Origin of the sequence: Amycolatopsis sp. NPDC088138 (assembly GCF_044741685.1) — a bacterium.
Classification (GTDB): Bacteria; Actinomycetota; Actinomycetes; order Mycobacteriales; family Pseudonocardiaceae; genus Amycolatopsis.
The window spans coordinates 95,661-112,528 of sequence record NZ_JBIUTB010000009.1 but is presented as its reverse complement, the minus strand read 5'-3'; the positions used below and the strand labels follow the sequence as shown (position 1 = coordinate 112,528).

At 70.8% G+C, this 16,868-nt stretch carries 12 protein-coding genes; 1 reads left to right on the top strand and 11 read right to left on the bottom strand.

Annotation, left to right across the window (positions count from 1 at the left end):
• Window positions 1-23: 23 nt before the first annotated feature.
• From ACIOD2_RS44890 to ACIOD2_RS44845, 10 genes are all read right to left on the bottom strand, one after another.
• Window positions 24-3,986, bottom strand: a complete 3,963-nt coding sequence (locus tag ACIOD2_RS44890) for a ThuA domain-containing protein (protein ID WP_400551711.1) — start codon at window positions 3,984-3,986, stop codon at window positions 24-26.
• Window positions 3,983-4,963: a multicopper oxidase domain-containing protein gene (locus tag ACIOD2_RS44885; protein WP_400551710.1), complete on the bottom strand. Its 981-nt coding sequence runs from the start codon at window positions 4,961-4,963 to the stop codon at window positions 3,983-3,985. Before ACIOD2_RS44885 ends, ACIOD2_RS44890 begins: the two co-directional genes overlap by 4 nt.
• Window positions 4,964-4,980: 17 nt before the next feature.
• Window positions 4,981-5,835, bottom strand: a complete 855-nt coding sequence (locus ACIOD2_RS44880; RefSeq protein WP_400551709.1) for a sugar phosphate isomerase/epimerase family protein — start codon at window positions 5,833-5,835, stop codon at window positions 4,981-4,983.
• 57 nt (window positions 5,836-5,892) lie between these two features.
• Window positions 5,893-7,035, bottom strand: coding sequence for a Gfo/Idh/MocA family protein (locus tag ACIOD2_RS44875; protein ID WP_400551708.1), 1,143 nt, complete (start codon window positions 7,033-7,035; stop codon window positions 5,893-5,895).
• A 29-nt stretch (window positions 7,036-7,064) separates the two neighbouring features.
• Window positions 7,065-8,120, bottom strand: coding sequence for a substrate-binding domain-containing protein (locus tag ACIOD2_RS44870; protein WP_400551706.1), 1,056 nt, complete (start codon window positions 8,118-8,120; stop codon window positions 7,065-7,067).
• Window positions 8,121-8,144: 24 nt separating this feature from the next.
• Window positions 8,145-9,140 carry an ABC transporter permease gene (locus ACIOD2_RS44865; RefSeq protein WP_400551705.1) on the bottom strand — a complete coding sequence of 332 codons (996 nt, stop codon included), beginning with the start codon at window positions 9,138-9,140 and terminating at the stop codon, window positions 8,145-8,147.
• On the bottom strand, window positions 9,137-10,639 hold the full coding sequence (locus ACIOD2_RS44860) for a sugar ABC transporter ATP-binding protein (protein WP_400551704.1): 1,503 nt from the start codon (window positions 10,637-10,639) through the stop codon (window positions 9,137-9,139). The genes ACIOD2_RS44865 and ACIOD2_RS44860 overlap by 4 nt, the downstream gene beginning before the upstream one ends.
• On the bottom strand, window positions 10,636-11,835 hold the full coding sequence (locus tag ACIOD2_RS44855) for an ROK family protein (RefSeq protein WP_400551703.1): 1,200 nt from the start codon (window positions 11,833-11,835) through the stop codon (window positions 10,636-10,638). The genes ACIOD2_RS44860 and ACIOD2_RS44855 overlap by 4 nt, the downstream gene beginning before the upstream one ends.
• A gap of 638 nt (window positions 11,836-12,473) precedes the next feature.
• Window positions 12,474-13,646, bottom strand: coding sequence for an ROK family transcriptional regulator (locus ACIOD2_RS44850; RefSeq protein WP_323327744.1), 1,173 nt, complete (start codon window positions 13,644-13,646; stop codon window positions 12,474-12,476).
• A gap of 67 nt (window positions 13,647-13,713) precedes the next feature.
• Window positions 13,714-14,289, bottom strand: coding sequence for a CGNR zinc finger domain-containing protein (locus ACIOD2_RS44845; protein ID WP_400551702.1), 576 nt, complete (start codon window positions 14,287-14,289; stop codon window positions 13,714-13,716).
• 80 nt (window positions 14,290-14,369) lie between these two features.
• Between ACIOD2_RS44845 and ACIOD2_RS44840 the strand changes: the two genes are divergently transcribed.
• Window positions 14,370-15,524 (top strand): epoxide hydrolase family protein, encoded by a 1,155-nt coding sequence (locus ACIOD2_RS44840; protein WP_400551701.1) that lies wholly within the window; start codon window positions 14,370-14,372, stop codon window positions 15,522-15,524.
• Window positions 15,525-15,530: 6 nt separating this feature from the next.
• Here ACIOD2_RS44840 and ACIOD2_RS44835 read toward each other — a convergent pair whose 3' ends face one another.
• Window positions 15,531-16,796 (bottom strand): RNA polymerase sigma factor, encoded by a 1,266-nt coding sequence (locus ACIOD2_RS44835; protein ID WP_400551700.1) that lies wholly within the window; start codon window positions 16,794-16,796, stop codon window positions 15,531-15,533.
• Window positions 16,797-16,868: the final 72 nt, after the last annotated feature.

Genomic DNA, 16,868 nt, shown 5'->3' with positions numbered 1-16,868 from the left:
GCGTGTGCCCGGCCCCCGTCGCGCTACAGCTGCCGCACCCGGATGTTGCGGAACTCGGTCAGGTCGTTGTCACTGTGGTTCTGCAACCCGATGAACCCGCTGACGAACTGCCGCAGGTCGGTCGGCGGGTCCCCGGCGCGCGAGGACTGCTGGCCGGGCGTGTTGTCGAACTCGTTGATCACCACGCCGTTGCGGACGATCGTGTAGTGCTGCCCGACGACCTTGATCTCGTAGTCGTTCCAGGTCGCCTTCGGCCGCGCCCCCGCCTGGTCCAGCGGGCGCGGGTCGAAGTTGTAGATCGACCCGGTCTTCTGCGGCTCACCACTGTCGCCGTCGTAGATCTGGACCTCGTGGCCGCAGTAGATCGCGACCCACGCCTGCGACGTTCGCGCCGAGCCGACCGTCCCGCAGCTGCCCGCCGGCCGCTCGGCCAGCGGTGTCCGCGGATCCGGGAACCGGACGAAGACCCCGCTGTTGGCCCGGTTCGGGTCCGGGGCGATGTCCTTGAACTGCAGTTTCACCGAGAAGTCCCCGAACTGGCGCTGGGCGTACCAGAGCATGCCCAGCCCGCCGGCCGAGCGGATCGACCCGTCGGGTTGCAGCGTGAACTGCCCGGACGGCGCCTGTTCCCAGGCCCGCAGCGAGTCGGCCGTGCCGTCGAAGAGCGCCTCGTAGCCAGTGGTGCCCGGCTTCCCGATCGGCGACGCCTCCGCCGCCGCGTTCAGCTCGGCCGCCTCGGGAGTGCTGAGCACCCCGAGCTCGTCGAGCGTCTCGGTGGCCTGCTCGACGTGGTTGACGAACGCGGCGTGCGTGCTCCACGTGCCTTCGTCGTCGATGAAGTCGTCGACCGTGCAGCCACCGCCGGCGTTGCGGTTCGGCACCTTGGTGATGGTGTCGCCCAAGGTCACCACCGGACTCGGGTCGGCCACCGCGCACCCGACGTTCACCGCGGTCCGGGTGGTCACCGCCTCACCGTCCGCGTAGGTCACGGTCAGCTTGGCGGTGAAGATCCCGGTGCGCGGGTAGGTGTGGCGCGGGTCGGCCTGGGTGGACACCGAGCCGTCGCCGAACTCCCAGCGGTAGGACACACCGCCGGACTTCGACCCGGTGAACGCCGCCGTCAGCGCCTTGTTCTGCACCAGCACCGACGACGCGGCCGGCGCCGGGGTCGGCGCGCCACCGGTGTAGCTGATCTTCAGCAGCTTCTGGTTGGCGTCCAGGGAGAAGAAGCCGTTGCCGTAGTCGAGCACGTACAGCGCGCCGTCCGGCCCGAACTTGGCGTCCATCCAGCTCTGCACCCGGTTGTCCCCCGCGCCGCCCGGGATGATCTGGCGGAACGTCTCGGCGAACACCGGCGGCTGGTGCGTCGGCACGCCCGCCGGGTCCACGGTCACCGCGACCCGGTTCTGGGCGTTGGACTCGTCGCCGATGAACCACTTGTTGTCCCAGTACGCCGGCCACGCGACACCGCTGTTCGTGTTGACCAGGGAGCGGTGGTACGTCGGACCGGACATGACGGCCTGGCCGCCACCCCGCAGGTACGGCTGGGTGTAGGTGGCGTCCGCCGCGTTGTACGTCGGGATGGAGCTGTTGGGGCGGTTGGGGAAGACCGGGCCGCCGCCGTCGGGCGAGTACCAGATCATGTTGTCCTTGATCGGCGGCAGGTTCACCAGGCCGGTGTTGCGCGGCGAGGTGTTCACCGGGTTGTTGCAGTCGTACCAGCCGGTCAGCTCCGCGGCGTTCGTGCTGCTGCGGTCGCGGTAGGGCTGCCGGTTGCCCATGCAGTAGGGCCAGCCGTGGTTGCCCGCCTCGGTGATGATCGTCGCCGTTTCGTACTTCGCCGGCCCGAGTTCCGGGCTCGGCGAGGACGCGTCGGGGCCGACCCAGCCCGCGGTCATCCAGTTGTGCACCGGGTCGATCTGCAGCCGCGAGATGTTGCGGACGCCCATCACGTAGATCTCCGGGCGCGTCTTGTCCGCCGGCCCGTTCGGGAAGAGGTTGCCCTGCGGGATGGTGTACGTCCCGTTCGCCTCCGGGTGGATGCGCAGGATCTTGCCGTCGAGGTCGTTCGTGTTGCCTGCCGTGCGGCGCGCGTCCTGGAACGAGATGCCCTTGTAGTCGAGCGTCCAGTTGTTGCCCGAGTAGCCGTTCGAGCCGCCCGAGGAGTTGTTGTCCCCGGACCCGACGTAGAGGTTCCCGTCCTTGTCGAACGCCATGCCGCCGCCGGCGTGGCAGCAGCTGTGGATCTGGACGTCCCAGGACAGCAGGTCCTTGCGGGTGGCCTGGTCGAGCGTCTGCGCGGTGGCGTTGTAGGTGAAGCGCGAGACCGTGCGCTTGCCGATCCGCTTGTCGCGGTCGATCGACGCGTGCGGCATCCAGTAGGCGTACATGAACCCGTTCTCGGTGAACTTCGGGTCCAGCGTCAGCCCGAGCAGGCCCTCTTCGTTCTTGACGAGCTCGTCGCCGCTGCCGCGGTTGCCCATCACCGGCAAGGTCGTGAGCAGCTTGACCTTCTTGGTGACCGGGTCCCACTGGTGGACCGTGCCGCAGCCGAGGCCGACGTTCGGGTCGTCCCAGCTGACGATCGGCCCGGTCGGGCAGGCCGCCTTGCCGATGTAGAACACCTTGCCGTCCGGCGCGATGGTGAGCCCGTGCGGCTCGCCGATCTGGTCGAGCTGCCCGGCCGCGTTCTTCCCGGTCAGCCGCTCGACCTTGTAGTTCGCGGCGATCCCGGCCTGGCAGTCGCCGCGCACCATCCCGGTGGTCCAGCGCAGGGCGCCGAGCAGGTGCTGCCGGAACTGCGCCTCGCCGTAGGACCCTTCGGTGCGGCCCATGCCGGTGTAGAAGGAGCGGCCGCCGTCGTAGTCACGGCACCACGAGACCGGGTGGAACGCACCGTTCGCGCCGACCCCCGGGTTGTAGCCCTTCTCCTCGACCTGGGCGACCGTGTGGACGGTGCCGACCGGGTTGGACTCCCAGTTGAGCCAGCGGTCGGTGCGCGTCCAGTTCTGCGGCAGCCCGGCGGTGGCCGGGTGCTGGGCGTCGAGGACGTCGACGACGGCCTGCTGCGGTGCGGGCTCGGGCGGCGGCGGGGTCGTCGAGGTGTCCTTGAACAGCTTGAGGTCCGCGAGCTGGATGAGCGGCTCACCCGCGTTCGCGGTGATGTTCAGCCGGTAGTTCGGGTAGACCGTGGTGTTGGCGAAGGTGAACGTCCGCGTCTGGAACCGGTCGGTGAACGTCTCGTTCGTGCGGGTGTCCAGGTCGGTCCAGGCCTGCCCGTCGGCGGAACCCTGCAGGGTCCAGCTCTTCGGGTCGCGGCCGGGGAAGTCGTTCGCCGAGACCAGCGAGTAGCTGCTGACCGCGACCGGGGTGGCCAGCTTGTAGGCCGCCCAGCCGGTCGTCGCGCGCGCCAGCCACTTGGTGTTCTCGTTGTTGTCGGCCAGTTTCTCCTTGGTCTCGTCCGGCGGGTTCTCCGCGCTGGCGGTCACCGACGCCACCGTCTCGGGCGTCGGGCGGGCGCCGACCGGGCGCGCGCCGATCAGGCCGGTGAACCACGGCGACGAGTCCTGCGCGCGAGCCGCGTCGGAGACGCCGAGGAACCCGCCGCCCGCCTTCATGTAGGCCTGCAGCGCGGCTTCCTGCTCCCGCGCGAGCGTCACGCCCTGCGCGGACAGGAACACCACACCGCGGTAGCGGGCCAGGTTGGCCGTGCTGAACACGGCCGGGTCGGACGAGGCCGTGACCGTGATGCCGTTGTCCTGGCCGAGCCGCGCGATCGCGTCCGCCGCGCGCAGCACCGGGTCCTTCTGGCCGTCCGCCGAGCCGTGGAAGACCAGGACGTTCACCGGCACGTTCACCACGGCCGGCGCCGCCTGGGCCACCGGCATCACCATCAACGGCGAGCCGGCCGCGAGGACTGACCCGATGGCGAGCACCAGCGCTCCGCGTCTGCCGAACCAACGTCGTTTCATGGCTCCCCTCCTCATGCGTGCGTCCGGCCGTCGGGACTCATGTCGTGCCCGGCGTGGCCGTGCTGCTTGAACCGGTCGATCGCTTCCTGGGCGCCGTCGGGCATCCCGCCGTCGGCGTTGCGGACCAGGAACAGGCCCACCATCCCGCCGTCGGAGTGGGTCTGGACGTGGCAGTGGTACATCCACACCCCCGGCCCGGCGCCTTCCCCGGCGATCACCTGGAAACCGAACGAGCTGCCGGGGTCGAGGTTCTTGTTGTCGACGACCTGCGCGTTGTCGGCGGCGCCGTCGAGCATCCCGGTGCGGGTGTCGGCCCAGCGGTGCCCGTGCAGGTGGAACGTGTGCGGCAGGCTGCCGTAGCCGACGCAGACCCACTCGACGCGCTCGCCGAGGCGGGCCTCGAACATCGGCGTGTCGGGCGCCATCTCGTGGTTGATCATCATCTCGTTGAACACGACGGTGTACTGCTTGGCCGGCAGCAGGTCGCCGCGCTTGCGCACGATCAGCCCGCCGTAGAGCCCGCGGGCGAGACCGCCGGTGCCGTGGTCGGTGCCCATCGCGTGGTCGTGGTAGTGCCAGTACCCGGCGCTGCCCGGCATCCAGAACCCGCCGCTCGCTTCGTAGCGGGTCCGCGTCTTCCAGGTGTAGGTCCGCGTCTCGCGCGGGTTGTTGAACGACGCGTTGAGCGGGGCGCCGTCGGACGCGGTGTCGTAGGTGACCCCGTGCGGGTGGATCGACAGCCGCTGGTCGGTCAGGTTGACGAGCTCGATCTCGACGGTGTCGCCCTCGTAGACCTCCAGCAGCGGCCCCGGGATCGTGGCCTTGCCCGGCTCGAGGCCGTAGCCGTACAGGCCACCGGGCAGCGCCTCGGCGTAGATCGTGATCCGGCGGGTCAGGCCCGCCGCCGACGCCGCGTCGGCGGCGACGCCGACCGCCGGGATCAGCACCCCCGCGGCGGTTCCGGCCAGCATCGACCGGCGTGACACTCGCATGTGGACTCCCCCGCGTCTCAGAAGCGCACGGTGCGCAGGTACTCGAACCCGACCTTGGCGGTGTTCAGCGGATCCGTCGGCTCGTCGTGCTCGACGATGTACTCGGCGATGTTGTGGCAGGACGCGGCGAAGATGCGCGGGAAGTTGATCACCCCGGTGCCGGGGTCGGTCATCTGCCCGTCCGCGGTCCGGTCCTTCACGTGGTACTGCGTCACGCGCGGGTAGTTGCGCCGGAACAGCTCGACGGGGTCCGCGCCGCCGTTCACGGCCCAGAAGAGGTCGATCTCCAGGTGGACGTCCCGCTTGTTCGTCTTCGACGTCAGCACGTCGTACGGGAGCACGCCGTCGATCGGGTGGAACTCGTGGTCGTGGTTGTGGTAGCCGAGCTTGAGCCCGGCCTTCTTGAACGCCACCGCCGCGGTGTTCATCCGGCCCGCGAAGGCCTCCCACTCGGCGATGGTGCCGAACTGCGCGAACGGCACGACGGCGAAGGAGTTCCCGAGGATCTTCGCGTCGGCGATGGTCTGGTTCAGGTCGCCGTCGATGCCGACGTGCGTCGAGGACGCCTTGAGGTGGTTCTTGTCGAGGATCGCGCGGAACTCGGTGGCGCTGCGCCCGTACGTCCCGGCCAGCTCGACCTTCCGGTAGCCGATGTCGGCCAGCGCGGACAGCGTGCCCTCGGGGTCGTTCTGCAGCAGGGAACGCAGGGAGTAGAGCTGGATGCTGATCCTGTCGAGCGGAACGCGCTGCCTGCCTGGTGACGCGCTCGCGGTGCCGGGCAGCGCGAGCGCCGCCGCCCCGACCGTGAGCGCCGCTGTCGCGACGTTCAGGATCGTCCTTCGGGAGTACTGCTCAGCTTCATGACCGCACATGGAACTCCCTCATCTCGTTCGCTGACGTGCTGAAGAGCTGAAAAGCGGAAACGGGAACTAGTCCGCGATCGCGATCCACGCCGACTGCGTGGAAGCGCTTTCCTCGACGGCGTGCAGCACGCGCTGGACACGCAGGCCGGCGTCGAAACCCGGCTCGGGATCGGTGCCCGCGCCGATGGCGTCGAGCAGGTCGGCGACCTCGTGGGTGAACGTGTGCTCGTACCCGAGGAGGTGCCCCGGTGGCCACCACACGCCGACGTACGGGTGCTCCGGTTCGGTGACGAGGATGCGCCGGAACCCCGCCTCGGTACCGCCGCCCTCGTACCACTGGAGTTCGTTCATCGACTCGAAGTCGAAGGCCAGGCTGGCTTTCGACCCGTTGACCTCGAGCCGCATCGCGTTCTTGCGGCCCAGCGCGAACCGCGTGGCTTCGAAGCTCGCCACGGCTCCGCCGGACAGCCGCGCCAGGAACAACGCGGTGTCGTCGACCGTCACCGCGTCCGTCCCGCCGTTCTCGGACGGCCGCTCGTGCACGAAGGTGTCGGTCAGCGCCGAAACCCCGGTGAGATGCTCGCCGGTGACGAACTGCGCGGCGTCGACGATGTGCGCGCCGAGGTCGCCCAGGGCGCCCGACCCGGCGGATTCACGGCGCAGCCGCCAGGTCATCGGCAACCGCGGGTCGGACAGCCAGTCCTGCAGGTAGACCGACCGCACGTGCCGGATCTCGCCGAGTGCCCCGCCCGCCACCAGGTTCCTGGCGTGGGCGAGCGCGGGCACCCGGCGGTAGTTGAACGCGACCATGGCCCGTACCCCCAGTTCACGGGCCCGTCGCGCCGCCTCGGCCATCGCTTCGGCCTCGGCCACCGAATTCGCCAGCGGTTTCTCGCACAGCACGTGTTTCCCGGCTTCCAGCGCGGCGATCGCGATCTCCGCGTGGCTGTCACCCGGCGTGCAGATGTCGACCAGGTCGACGTCGTCGCGCGCGATGAGCTTCCGCCAGTCCGTTTCGACGTCGGCCCAGCCGAACCGCTGCGCCGCCGCCTTGGCCCGGGTCTCGTCCCGCCCGGCGAGGACGGCGAGTCTCGGCACCAGCGGTGGGTCGAAGAACCGGTGCACGCTGCGCCAGGCGTGCGAATGCACCGCACCCATGAACGCGTGGCCCACCATGCCGATCCCGATCGTTTCCCGTGCCGGGCTCAATGCCCCTCCTTCGGTTTGGTGAAGCCAGGTCAGGAGTCGAAGCCGACGTCGAGGTACTGGTCGACGTTCTCCTTGGTGACGACGGCGGAGTACGTCGTGATCTCGGCCGGGATGTCGTGCTCGGCGAGGTCGGCGACCCCCTTGCTCTGCCCGAGCAGGCGGGCCAGCGCGATCGCGGTCGAGGCCATCGACGGGCTGTAGAGCACGGTCGCCTTGATCGGCGACGCGTCGGCCTTGATCAGGTTCATCATGTTCTTCGAGCCGGCGCCGCCGACCATGATGAACTCCTTGCGGCCCGCGGTGTCGATCGCGGCGTTGACGCCGATGCCCTGGTCGTCGTCGTGGTTCCACAGCGCGTCCAGCTTGGGCGCGCTCTGGAGCAGGTTCGCGGTCTGCTGCTCACCCGACTCCGACGTGAACTGCGCCGAGACCCGCGGGCCGACCTTGTACCCGGCGCGCGCGAGGGCGTCCGAGAAGCCCTTACTGCGTTCCTGGGTCAGCGGCAGCGAGTCGATCCCGGCGACCTCGCCGATGACCGGGTTGGCGACGTTCTTCGCCTTGAGCTGCTTCGCGATGTAGTCGCCGGCGTTGACGCCCATCCGGTAGTTGTCGCCGCCGATCCACGTGCGGTACGCGAGCGGCGTGTCGAAGACGCGGTCCAGGTTGATCACCGGGATCCCGGCGTCCATCGCCTGCTGCCCGACCGAGGTGAGGGCCTTGCCGTCGAAGGGCAGGATCACCAGCACGTTCACCTTGGCGTTGATCAGCGTCTCGACCTGGGAGATCTGCTGGTTGACGTCGTTGGTGCCCTCGGTGGCGCTGAACTTCACCTCGCTGAACTTCTGCGCCTGGGCCTTGGCGTTCTTGGTGATCGCCGCGATCCAGCCGTGGTCGGCGGCGGGCGCGGAGAAGCCGATGGTGACCGGCTTTCCCGGCTCGGCGTTGCTGCCCGCGTTGGCGACGGGCGCGTTCGACTCCGAGTTCGCGGGCGTGTTCGACGTGCAGCCGGCCAGCACCGCGCCGGCGCCGAGGGCGGCGCCGCCGAGGAGGAACCCCCGGCGGGCGAGGAAGGGTTGTTCGGTCATGACGACCTCCAGAAGTGGTGATTACTACGGAGTCCTGGCCTTCCTGGCCCGGAACTGCAGGAGCACGGCGAGCACGATGATCACGCCCTTGGCGATGTTCTGGATGTCGGTGTCCAGGTTGTTGAGCGTGAAGAGGTTGGACAGCACCGTGAAGATCAGCACGCCGATCAGGGTGCCGATCAGCGAGCCGCGGCCGCCGGTGAGCAGGGTGCCGCCGATGACGACCGCCGCGATCGCGTCGAGCTCGTAGAACATGCCGTTGGTGGACGCGCCCGCGGTCGTCCGCGCGACGACCATGAGCGCGGCGATCCCGCAGCACAGCCCGGCGACGCCGTAGACGAGCGCGAGGTGCCGCTTGACGTTGATCCCGGCCAGCCGCGACGCCTCGATGTTGCCACCGACCGCGAAGGTCCGGCGGCCGAAGGTGGTGCGGTTGAGCACGACCCAGCCGACCACGAACACCAGTGCGAACAGCCAGATCAGCACCGGGATGCCGAGCAGCGCGCCGCGGAAGAAGGTGAGGAAGTCCTGGTCGGCGACGACCTGCGTGCGGCGGCCGCTGAGCCGCTCGGCGAGCCCGCGTGCCGAGACGTACATCGCGAGCGTCGCGATGAACGGCACGACCTTGCCGTAGGAGACGAGCACGCCGTTGACCAGCCCGCAGCCGAGACCCACTGCGAGTCCGCAGAGGACCATCACCCACGGGCCGTAGGACTGCGTGGCCAGTGTCGTCAGCCAGACGCTCGACAGCGCGACGATCGAGCCGACGGACAGGTCGATGCCGCCACTGATGATCACGAACGTCATCCCGACGCTGACCACGCCGATCGCCGCGGCGAGCCGCAGGATCGTCGAGATGTTGCTTTCGGTGAAGAACAGCTCGGGCCGGGTGAACTGGCCGACCAGGCACAGCACCACGAGCACGCCGGCCAGGCCCAGCAGCCGCGGGTCGGCCCGGAAGGAGAACCGCCTCGCCGGTGCGGACAGCGCTTTCGGTGGTGCCGTTTCGGTGTCGGTCATGCCGCGCTCCCCTCGAGAATCACGTCGAGCACCCCGGCCTCGGTGAGCCCGGACGAGGGCCGGTCGGCGAGGACGCGGCCCTCGCGCAGCACCAGCACCCGGTCGGACAACCCGAGCACTTCGGGGATCTCGCTGGACACCAGCACGATCGCCACGCCGCTCGCGGCCAGCTCGTCGATCAGCCGGTACAGCTCGGCGCGGGCGCCGACGTCGACCCCGCGGGTCGGCTCGTCGAGCAGCAGCACCCGGCAGCCGCGCACCAGCCACCTGGCCAGCACCGCCTTCTGCTGGTTGCCGCCCGAGAGCGTGCGGACGATCCGCCGCGGGTCGGCGGGGCGCAGGTCGAGGCGCCGCAGGCTCGCGCCGGCGTCGTCCAGTTCCTTCCCGCGTTCGGTGAACCCGAGCTTCGCGTAGCGGCCGAGGCTGGCCAGCGTCACGTTGTGCACCACCGGCAGGTCCAGCAGGAGCCCCTGGCTCTTGCGTTCCTCCGGGGCCAGCCCGATTCCCGCCTTGACGGCGGCGCCGATGTTCCCGGGGCTCAGCGCTTTCCCCTGCACCGCAACGGTTCCGCTGTCGGCCTTGCGCGCGCCGAAGATCGTCTCCAGCAGCTCGCTGCGGCCGGAGCCGACCAGGCCGGCGATGCCGACGACCTCTCCGGCGTGGACGGTGAAGCTCACGTCCTCGAACTCGCCGTCGCGGGTCAGCCCTTCGACTTCGAGCAGCGGTGTGGTGCGGTCGGCGTGCCCGTCGTGGCGCGGCCCGAACACCGTCTCGACCTTGCGCCCGGCCATCAACGCGACCAGGTCGGACGTCGGCGTCGTGCGGGCGTCGAGTCCGGTACCGACCGTCTGACCGTCCTTGAGCACGGTCACCCGGTGCCCGATCCGGCGCAGCTCCTCGAGCCGGTGGGAGATGTAGACGACCGAGACGCCGTCGGCGGTCAGCTCGCCGACGATGCGGAAGAGGTTGTCGACCTCCTCACCGGCCAGCGCCGCGGTGGGCTCGTCCATCACGAGCAGCCGGGCGTCGTGGGCCAGCGCGCGGGCCATCGACACCAGCTGCTGGCCCGCCGCGGACAGCTTGCCGACCTCGTGCCACGGCCGGATGTTCGCGTGACCCAGCCGGGCCATCAGCCGGGCGGCCTCGTCCCGGGCCTGCGAGATCCGGGTGAACCCGAACCGGGCGCGCTCGTGACCGAGGAAGATGTTGTCCGCCACCGAAAGCCCGGGCACGAGGTCGAGCTCCTGGTACATGGTGGCGATGCCCAGGCGCAGCGCGTCGACCGGCGAGCCGAGTTCGACCCGTTGTCCCTGCCAGGTGATCTCGCCCGCGTCCGGCCGGTGCGCGCCGGAGAGGACCTTGATCAGCGTCGACTTGCCGGCGCCGTTCTGCCCGAGCAGGCAGTGCACCTCGCCGGGTTCGACGTCGAGGTCGACGCCGTCGAGCGCGCGGACGCCCGGGAAGGACTTCACGATCCCGCGAACGGAAAGCAGGCTCATACCGAGGCCTCCTCGGTGCCGGCGGCGAGGGTGGGGTCGGTGAACAGGCGTTCGGCCGCCAGGTGCGCGGCACCGCGCAGCGGGGCGCCGAGGCCGAGTGCGGACGCCACGACCCGGGCGTGCCGCTCCGGCTGGGCGTGGGCGGCGAGTTCGACGCGGACCGGTTCCACCAGCCACTCCCCCAGTTCCGCGAAGTAGCCGCCGAGCACGACGACGTCCGGGTCGAGCACGTCGACCACAGTGGACAGTGCGACACCGAGCGCGACGCCGAGTTCGTGCACCGCGGTGACCGCGCGCTGGTCGCCGCGCCGCACGCGGTCCTTCAGCAGCGCGACCCGGCCTTCGACACCGAGTGCGGGGTCGAGCAGCGGGTCACCCGGCGCGGCGGCCGCGCGCAGGACCGCGGCCAGGTTCGCCTTCGTCTCGAGGCAGCCGGTGCGGCCGCAGGAACACCGCTCGCCGAACGGGTCGACGGCGATGTGCCCGACCTCGCCCGCGAAGCCGCGTGCGCCGCGCAGGACCACACCGCCGGACACGAGCCCGCCGCCGACCGCCGTCCCGCCGCTGAGGTAGAACAGCTCGCCGATTCCGGTGAGCGACTCGGCGAGCGCGCCGAGGTTGGCTTCGTTGTCCACGGCGACCGCGTCGGCGGGGAGGTTCAGCCGGGCGGCCATGAGGCCGGCGATCTCCGCGTCACGCCAGCGCAGGGCCGGGGCGAACCGCAGCACCGCGGCGGCCGAGTCGACCAGCCCGGGCACCGAGATCGCGACGCCGACCGGCGGGCCGGGCAGTACCCGGTGCGCGAGGTGGGCGAGCTCGTCCATGCCGCGCTGCAGCCCCGCCGCGGCGACGTCGACGGTCTCGGCCCGCTCGGCCAGCACCCGGCCGGACAGGTCGGTGACCACCGCCGACAGCCGGTCCGCCTCGATGCCCAAGGCCAGCGCGTAGGCGTCTTCGCCGTCCAGCTCGACCAGAACGCTGGGCCGGCCGTTGCCGGGGAGGACACCGGCGGGCCGGACCAGGCCCCGCCGCGCGAGTTCGGCGAGCAGGCCGGGAACGGCCGACTTCGCGACCCCGCAGCGGGTGGCCAGCTGGGTGCGGGACAGGGGGCCGGTGCGCAGGGCCCGCAGGACCGCGGCGAGGTTCGCCGTACGCGGGCTCACCGAGTCGGCTCGCCTGGTACCGGTCACGGCCACGATGCCCCCACCTGTGCTGCTGCGCCACTTTGTTACTCAGTCAGCGAAAGTAGGGTGACCCGTGTCACCCGTCAAGGTGATGAAGGCGTGCTTAGTCCGGTTTTCACCCGGATAGACGCGCCAAACCGTACATACTTTCGAATGTTTAGTGCAAAAGTCTGCACGGTTCGAGCGCTACGGCGGGGGTGTGTTCAGCGACCGAGGGTGAGGTTCCGATCGGCTCCTGCCGCAGGGGGTCGTGAGTGCGGCGGTCTGCTCCACCGGGGCGTGGCGCGGTGGCGATGGAGGATTTGGGACGCCTGACGGCCAGATTCCTCCATCGCCGAGCGCCGAGACTCCTGGAGCCCGACCAGCTCCCGCCGCAGACCTCTTGCGTGGGGGCGCGTCAGCTGCTGAGGGTGAAGGCCCGGTCGGTCGCGGACCACGCAGCACCGATCACGCCCGCCGTCTCGCCGAGTTCGGACGGCCGACCCGAGTCAACCACGAGTGAGCCGGTCGGGAATCTTCGGCCCCGGGACACGGCCGCGAAGTATCGATGGAGGATTTGGGACGCTGAGTGTCCAGAAAGCTCCATCGACGAGCGCTGAGGCCCCTGCCGTGACGCGGCTCTGAACGCCCACAACCGCAGGCGAGCGTGGTCAGCTGCTGAGGGTGAAGGCCCGGTCGGTCGCGGACCACGCCGCACCGATCACGCCCGCCGTCTCGCCGAGTTCGGACAGCACGATCGGGAGGTTGCCGGTCGCCAGGGGCAGGGAGCGGCGGTACACCGCGCTGCGCACCTCGGCGAGCAGCTGGTGCCCGAGCTGCGCCACGCCGCCGCCGATCACCACCATGCCCGGGTTGATGAAGCTGACCAGCGACGCGACGACGTGGCCGAGCCGGCGCCCGCCGTCGCGGATCAGGTTGACCGCGCCGAAGTCGCCCGCCGCGGCGGCTCGGCCGACGTCGCGGGCGGTGACCACCCCGCGTTCGGCGGCGGCGTCGGCGAGGTGGGCCGACCGGCCGCTGCGCGCGAGGGCCAGCCCGTCGCGGGCCAGCGCGGCGCCGCCGAAGTAGGCCTCCAGGCAGCCGACCTCCCCGCAGGCGCAGGTCGGGCCGAAGTCGTCGAGCCGGATGTGCCCGATGTCCCCGGCCGTGCCGGCGACCCCGCGGTACACCTTGCCGCCGAGCACGATGCCACAGCCGATCCCGGTGCCGATCTTGACGAACATCAGGTCGTCGGTCGAACGCGCGACCCCGGCGTGCCGTTCGCCGAGGGCCATCGCGTTGACGTCGTTGTCCACCGCCACCGGGCAGCCCCAGAGCCCGCCGAGGTGGTCCCGCACGTTGAACCGGTCCCAGCCGGGCATGATCGGCGGGGCGACGGCCATCCCCTCGGCGAAGCTGACCGGCCCCGGCAGCCCGATGCCCGCGGCGACCAGCCGGCCGGGTGCCTCGTCCCGGACCTTCGCCGCCAGCTCGGCGACCCGGCGCAGCACCGGGTGCGGCCCCTGCCGGACGTCGCAGTCCTCGACGGTGTGCGCGAGCACCTCGCAGGACGCGTCGGTCACGGCCACGCCGACCGACGTCGCGCCGACGTCCACCGCCAGCACCCGCAGCTCACCGGAGAGCCGGACCAGCGTCGACCGGCGCCCGCCGCGGCTGGCCGAGGGCCCCGCGGTCTCGACCAGGCCGACCTCGTCGAGGCGCGCCACCTCGGCCCCGACCCGGGCGCGCGGCAGCTCCAGCCGCTCCCCCAGCTCGACCCGCGACATCGGGCCCTCGTCCCGCAGCAGCGTCAGCAACCGGGTCTGGTGCCGGGTTTCGACCATCGAGTGCTCCGGAGACGACGCCGTGGATACCCCGCTCATCCGGTGGAGCCTACTGTGCCGGCGGCCGTCACTCCGCTGATCCGGGGTTCTTGCGCTGGTTGGCGAGGAAGCGCGCTTTCTTCTGGCGATTCCCGCACGTGTTCATGTCGCACCATTTCCGGGTGCGGCTTTGGCTGGTGTCGAAGAAGGCGGCTTGGCACGTCGTCGAGGCGCACAACGCCAGTTTTCCGTCTCGTTCGCCCGCGATGATGCTGATCGCGTCGGCGGCGATCACGCCGAGGGCGTCCTCCACTCGGGACGCCGAACCGAGCTGCCATCGTCGTGTGCCCTCGGGCGTCAGGATGGCCGCCGCCTTGCCGTCAGCACTGCGGTGGTTGAGGACCTCGACGGCGGACGCGGGAAGCACGTCCCGGATCGCGGCCGCCGTCGCGGCGGCGTGAATCGATTCCCGCAGTTCCCGGGCGAGTTCGAGCTGAGCGGGCGTGCAGGAGTCCACGGCGAGGCCGCTCACCACCAGCCAGTCGACGAGCCGGCGCGGGGTGGGAATGCGTTCCACGGCATCGCCGTGACGCTCCGACAGAGTCCCCGTGAAGCTGGTCGCCAGCACATTTCCGAGGCGGAATTCGGGGAACTCGATACGCATGGAACCAGCTTAGCAGGTTGCGTGAAGCCTTGGACGCCTGTTAGAACCATCTAAGACGGTTCACGACGACAGGAGGGCTCATGACCACCGGCGTGCACGTATTCGCAGCCCAAGCACCCGACGCCGACCTCGACGATCTCTGCGCACGGCTGGCCGCCGCGCGGCTGCCGGAGCCCGAAACGGTCCGTGGCACCCCGCGACGGTGGGACCAGGGCGTTCCGCTCGCCGACCTCGTCGATCTCGTGGACTACTGGCGCACCGGCTACGACTGGCGCTCGTTCGAAGAGCGCCTCGACCGGATCGGCCAGTTCCGCACGACCATCGACGGTCTGGGCATCCACTTCCTGCACCGCCGATCCGCGCGCGCGGACGCCACACCGCTGCTCATGACGCACGGCTGGCCGGGCAGCGTCGCCGAGTTCGTCGACGTGATCGACGAGCTGGCGGATCCGGAAGACGCGGACGCGCCGGCGTTCCACGTCGTGGCGCCCTCGCTGCCGGGCTTCGGTCACAGCGACAAGCCGGCCACCACCGGCTGGGGAACCGAAAAGATCGCGGCCGCGTGGGTGGACCTGATGGGACGGCTCGGTTACCCCGAGTTCGCGGCCCACGGCGGCGACTGGGGCGGCAACATCACCACGGTGCTCGGCGGCCGGTTCCCGGAGCACGTTCTCGGCATCCACACGACCTTCGCCGAGGGACCGCCCGGCTTGACCACGGACGGCCTGACGGCGGCCGAACGCCGGTGGACCGAGGAAACCCGCCACTTCTGGCGCCACCGCGCGGCGTACGCGAAGCAGCAGGCGACCCGGCCGCAGACCATCGGCTACTCGCTCGTCGACTCACCGATCGGGCTGCTCGCCTGGATCCTCGACAAGTTCGCCGAATGGTCGGACACCGAGGACAGCCCGTTCGAGACGATTTCCCGCGACCGCGTGCTCGACGACGTCACCCTGTACTGGCTGACGCGATCCGGCGCGTCGGCGGCCCGCATCTACTACGAAAGCCACAACTCGCTCGATCCCGGCCTCCGGGTCGACGTCCCCTCGGCGATCACCATGTACCCCCGCGACATCGAGAAGTACCCGCGTGCCTGGTCGCAGGAGCGGTACCGCCGGATCGTCCGGTGGACGGAGCCCGAAACCGGCGGGCACTTCCCGTCGCTGGAGGTTCCCGGGTTCTTCGTCGACGATCTGCGCGAGGGTCTCGCGGCCGTGCTGGCCGCTCCTCGGTGAGCCGGATCATTCCTTGGGTTTCTTCGTCTTCTCCGGCTTCGGGGTCTTGGACGTCTTCGGCGCCTTGGTCTTGGTCTTTTCCTTGGTCTTGTCGGCCTTCTTCTGCTTCCCCGTCTCAGCGGCCGTCTCGCCCGACGCCTCCTCGCCGGCGCTGTCCGTGACGTCGGGCTCCTCGCTCGTCGTCACGACTCCCGGAACCTCCGGCGCGGTGGTGAGCTGCGGGGGCGAACCCGGGTTCTCACCCTGCCCGGCGGGTCTGGCCGGGGCCATCACCTTCGTCGGCGCCGGGGCCACCACCCCGCCGTCGGTCACGGACGCGGGCGGCCCGGCGGAGGTGCTCGCGCCGATCGTCACCGTCGTGACCAGTGCCGCGCTCGCGGCGGCCACCTTCGCCGCCGTGGCCCACGACAGGGCGGACGCTCCGGTTCCGGCGGCCGCGCCCGTGCCTGCGGCCGCGCCGGTCCCGGCGAGGGACCCGGACAGCCACTGCGTGACGAACGGGACGCCCAGCAGCAGCGGCGCGATCGCGGCGGGCAGTTCCTCGTTGAGCCGCCGGAGACCGGTGGCCAGCTCGCGGCAGTCGGCGCAGCGGTCGAGGTGGGTGGTGATCCGGTTCGCTTTGTGCTCCCCGATCCCGTCGCGCACCCACCGGGAGAGCTGGCCGCCGACGACGCGGCAGTTCCGCCGCCGCGCGGCCGGGATGTGCTGGTCCAGGTAGGCCTGCCGCAGCCCTTCCCGGGCGCGGTAGGCCAGCGCGGCGACGCTGTTGGGCGTCATCCCGAGGTCCTCCGCGATCCGCGCCGGCGAATCGCCGTCGATCTCGGTGCGCCACAGCACGGTCCGCCACCGTTCGGGCAGTTCGGCGAAGGCGTCCGCGGCGACGGTGGCGTGCAGCCGGCTCCCCACCGGCTCGTCGCTGCCCACCGCCGGCAGCACGTCCGGCACCTCGGCGACCACGGAGACGCCGGAATCGCGCCGGCGCCAGTTGATCATCGTGTTCCGGATGGTCGTGAGCAGGTACGCGCGGAAATCCTCGTCCGGACCCGCGCCCGAGCTCAGAATCCGCAGTACACGGGTGAATCCTTCGGCGATCAGGTCGTCGCGCTCGGCGGCGTCGGCCGCGATCGCGGCCGCCACCCGCCGGGCGGCGACCAGGTGCCGGTCGTAGAGCTGGCCGTACGCCGAGGTGTCCCCGCCTCGCACCGCCTCGATCAAGGCCGCGTCGCTCGGAACGTCTGCCGTCCCGGCCACCGCCGGCACCACCTCGGTCATGCACCCCCCTTTGCCCGTGCGCCTGCACGTGCAGAACGTCACGAGATGGTGGTGCACCGAGCGCCCCGGCGC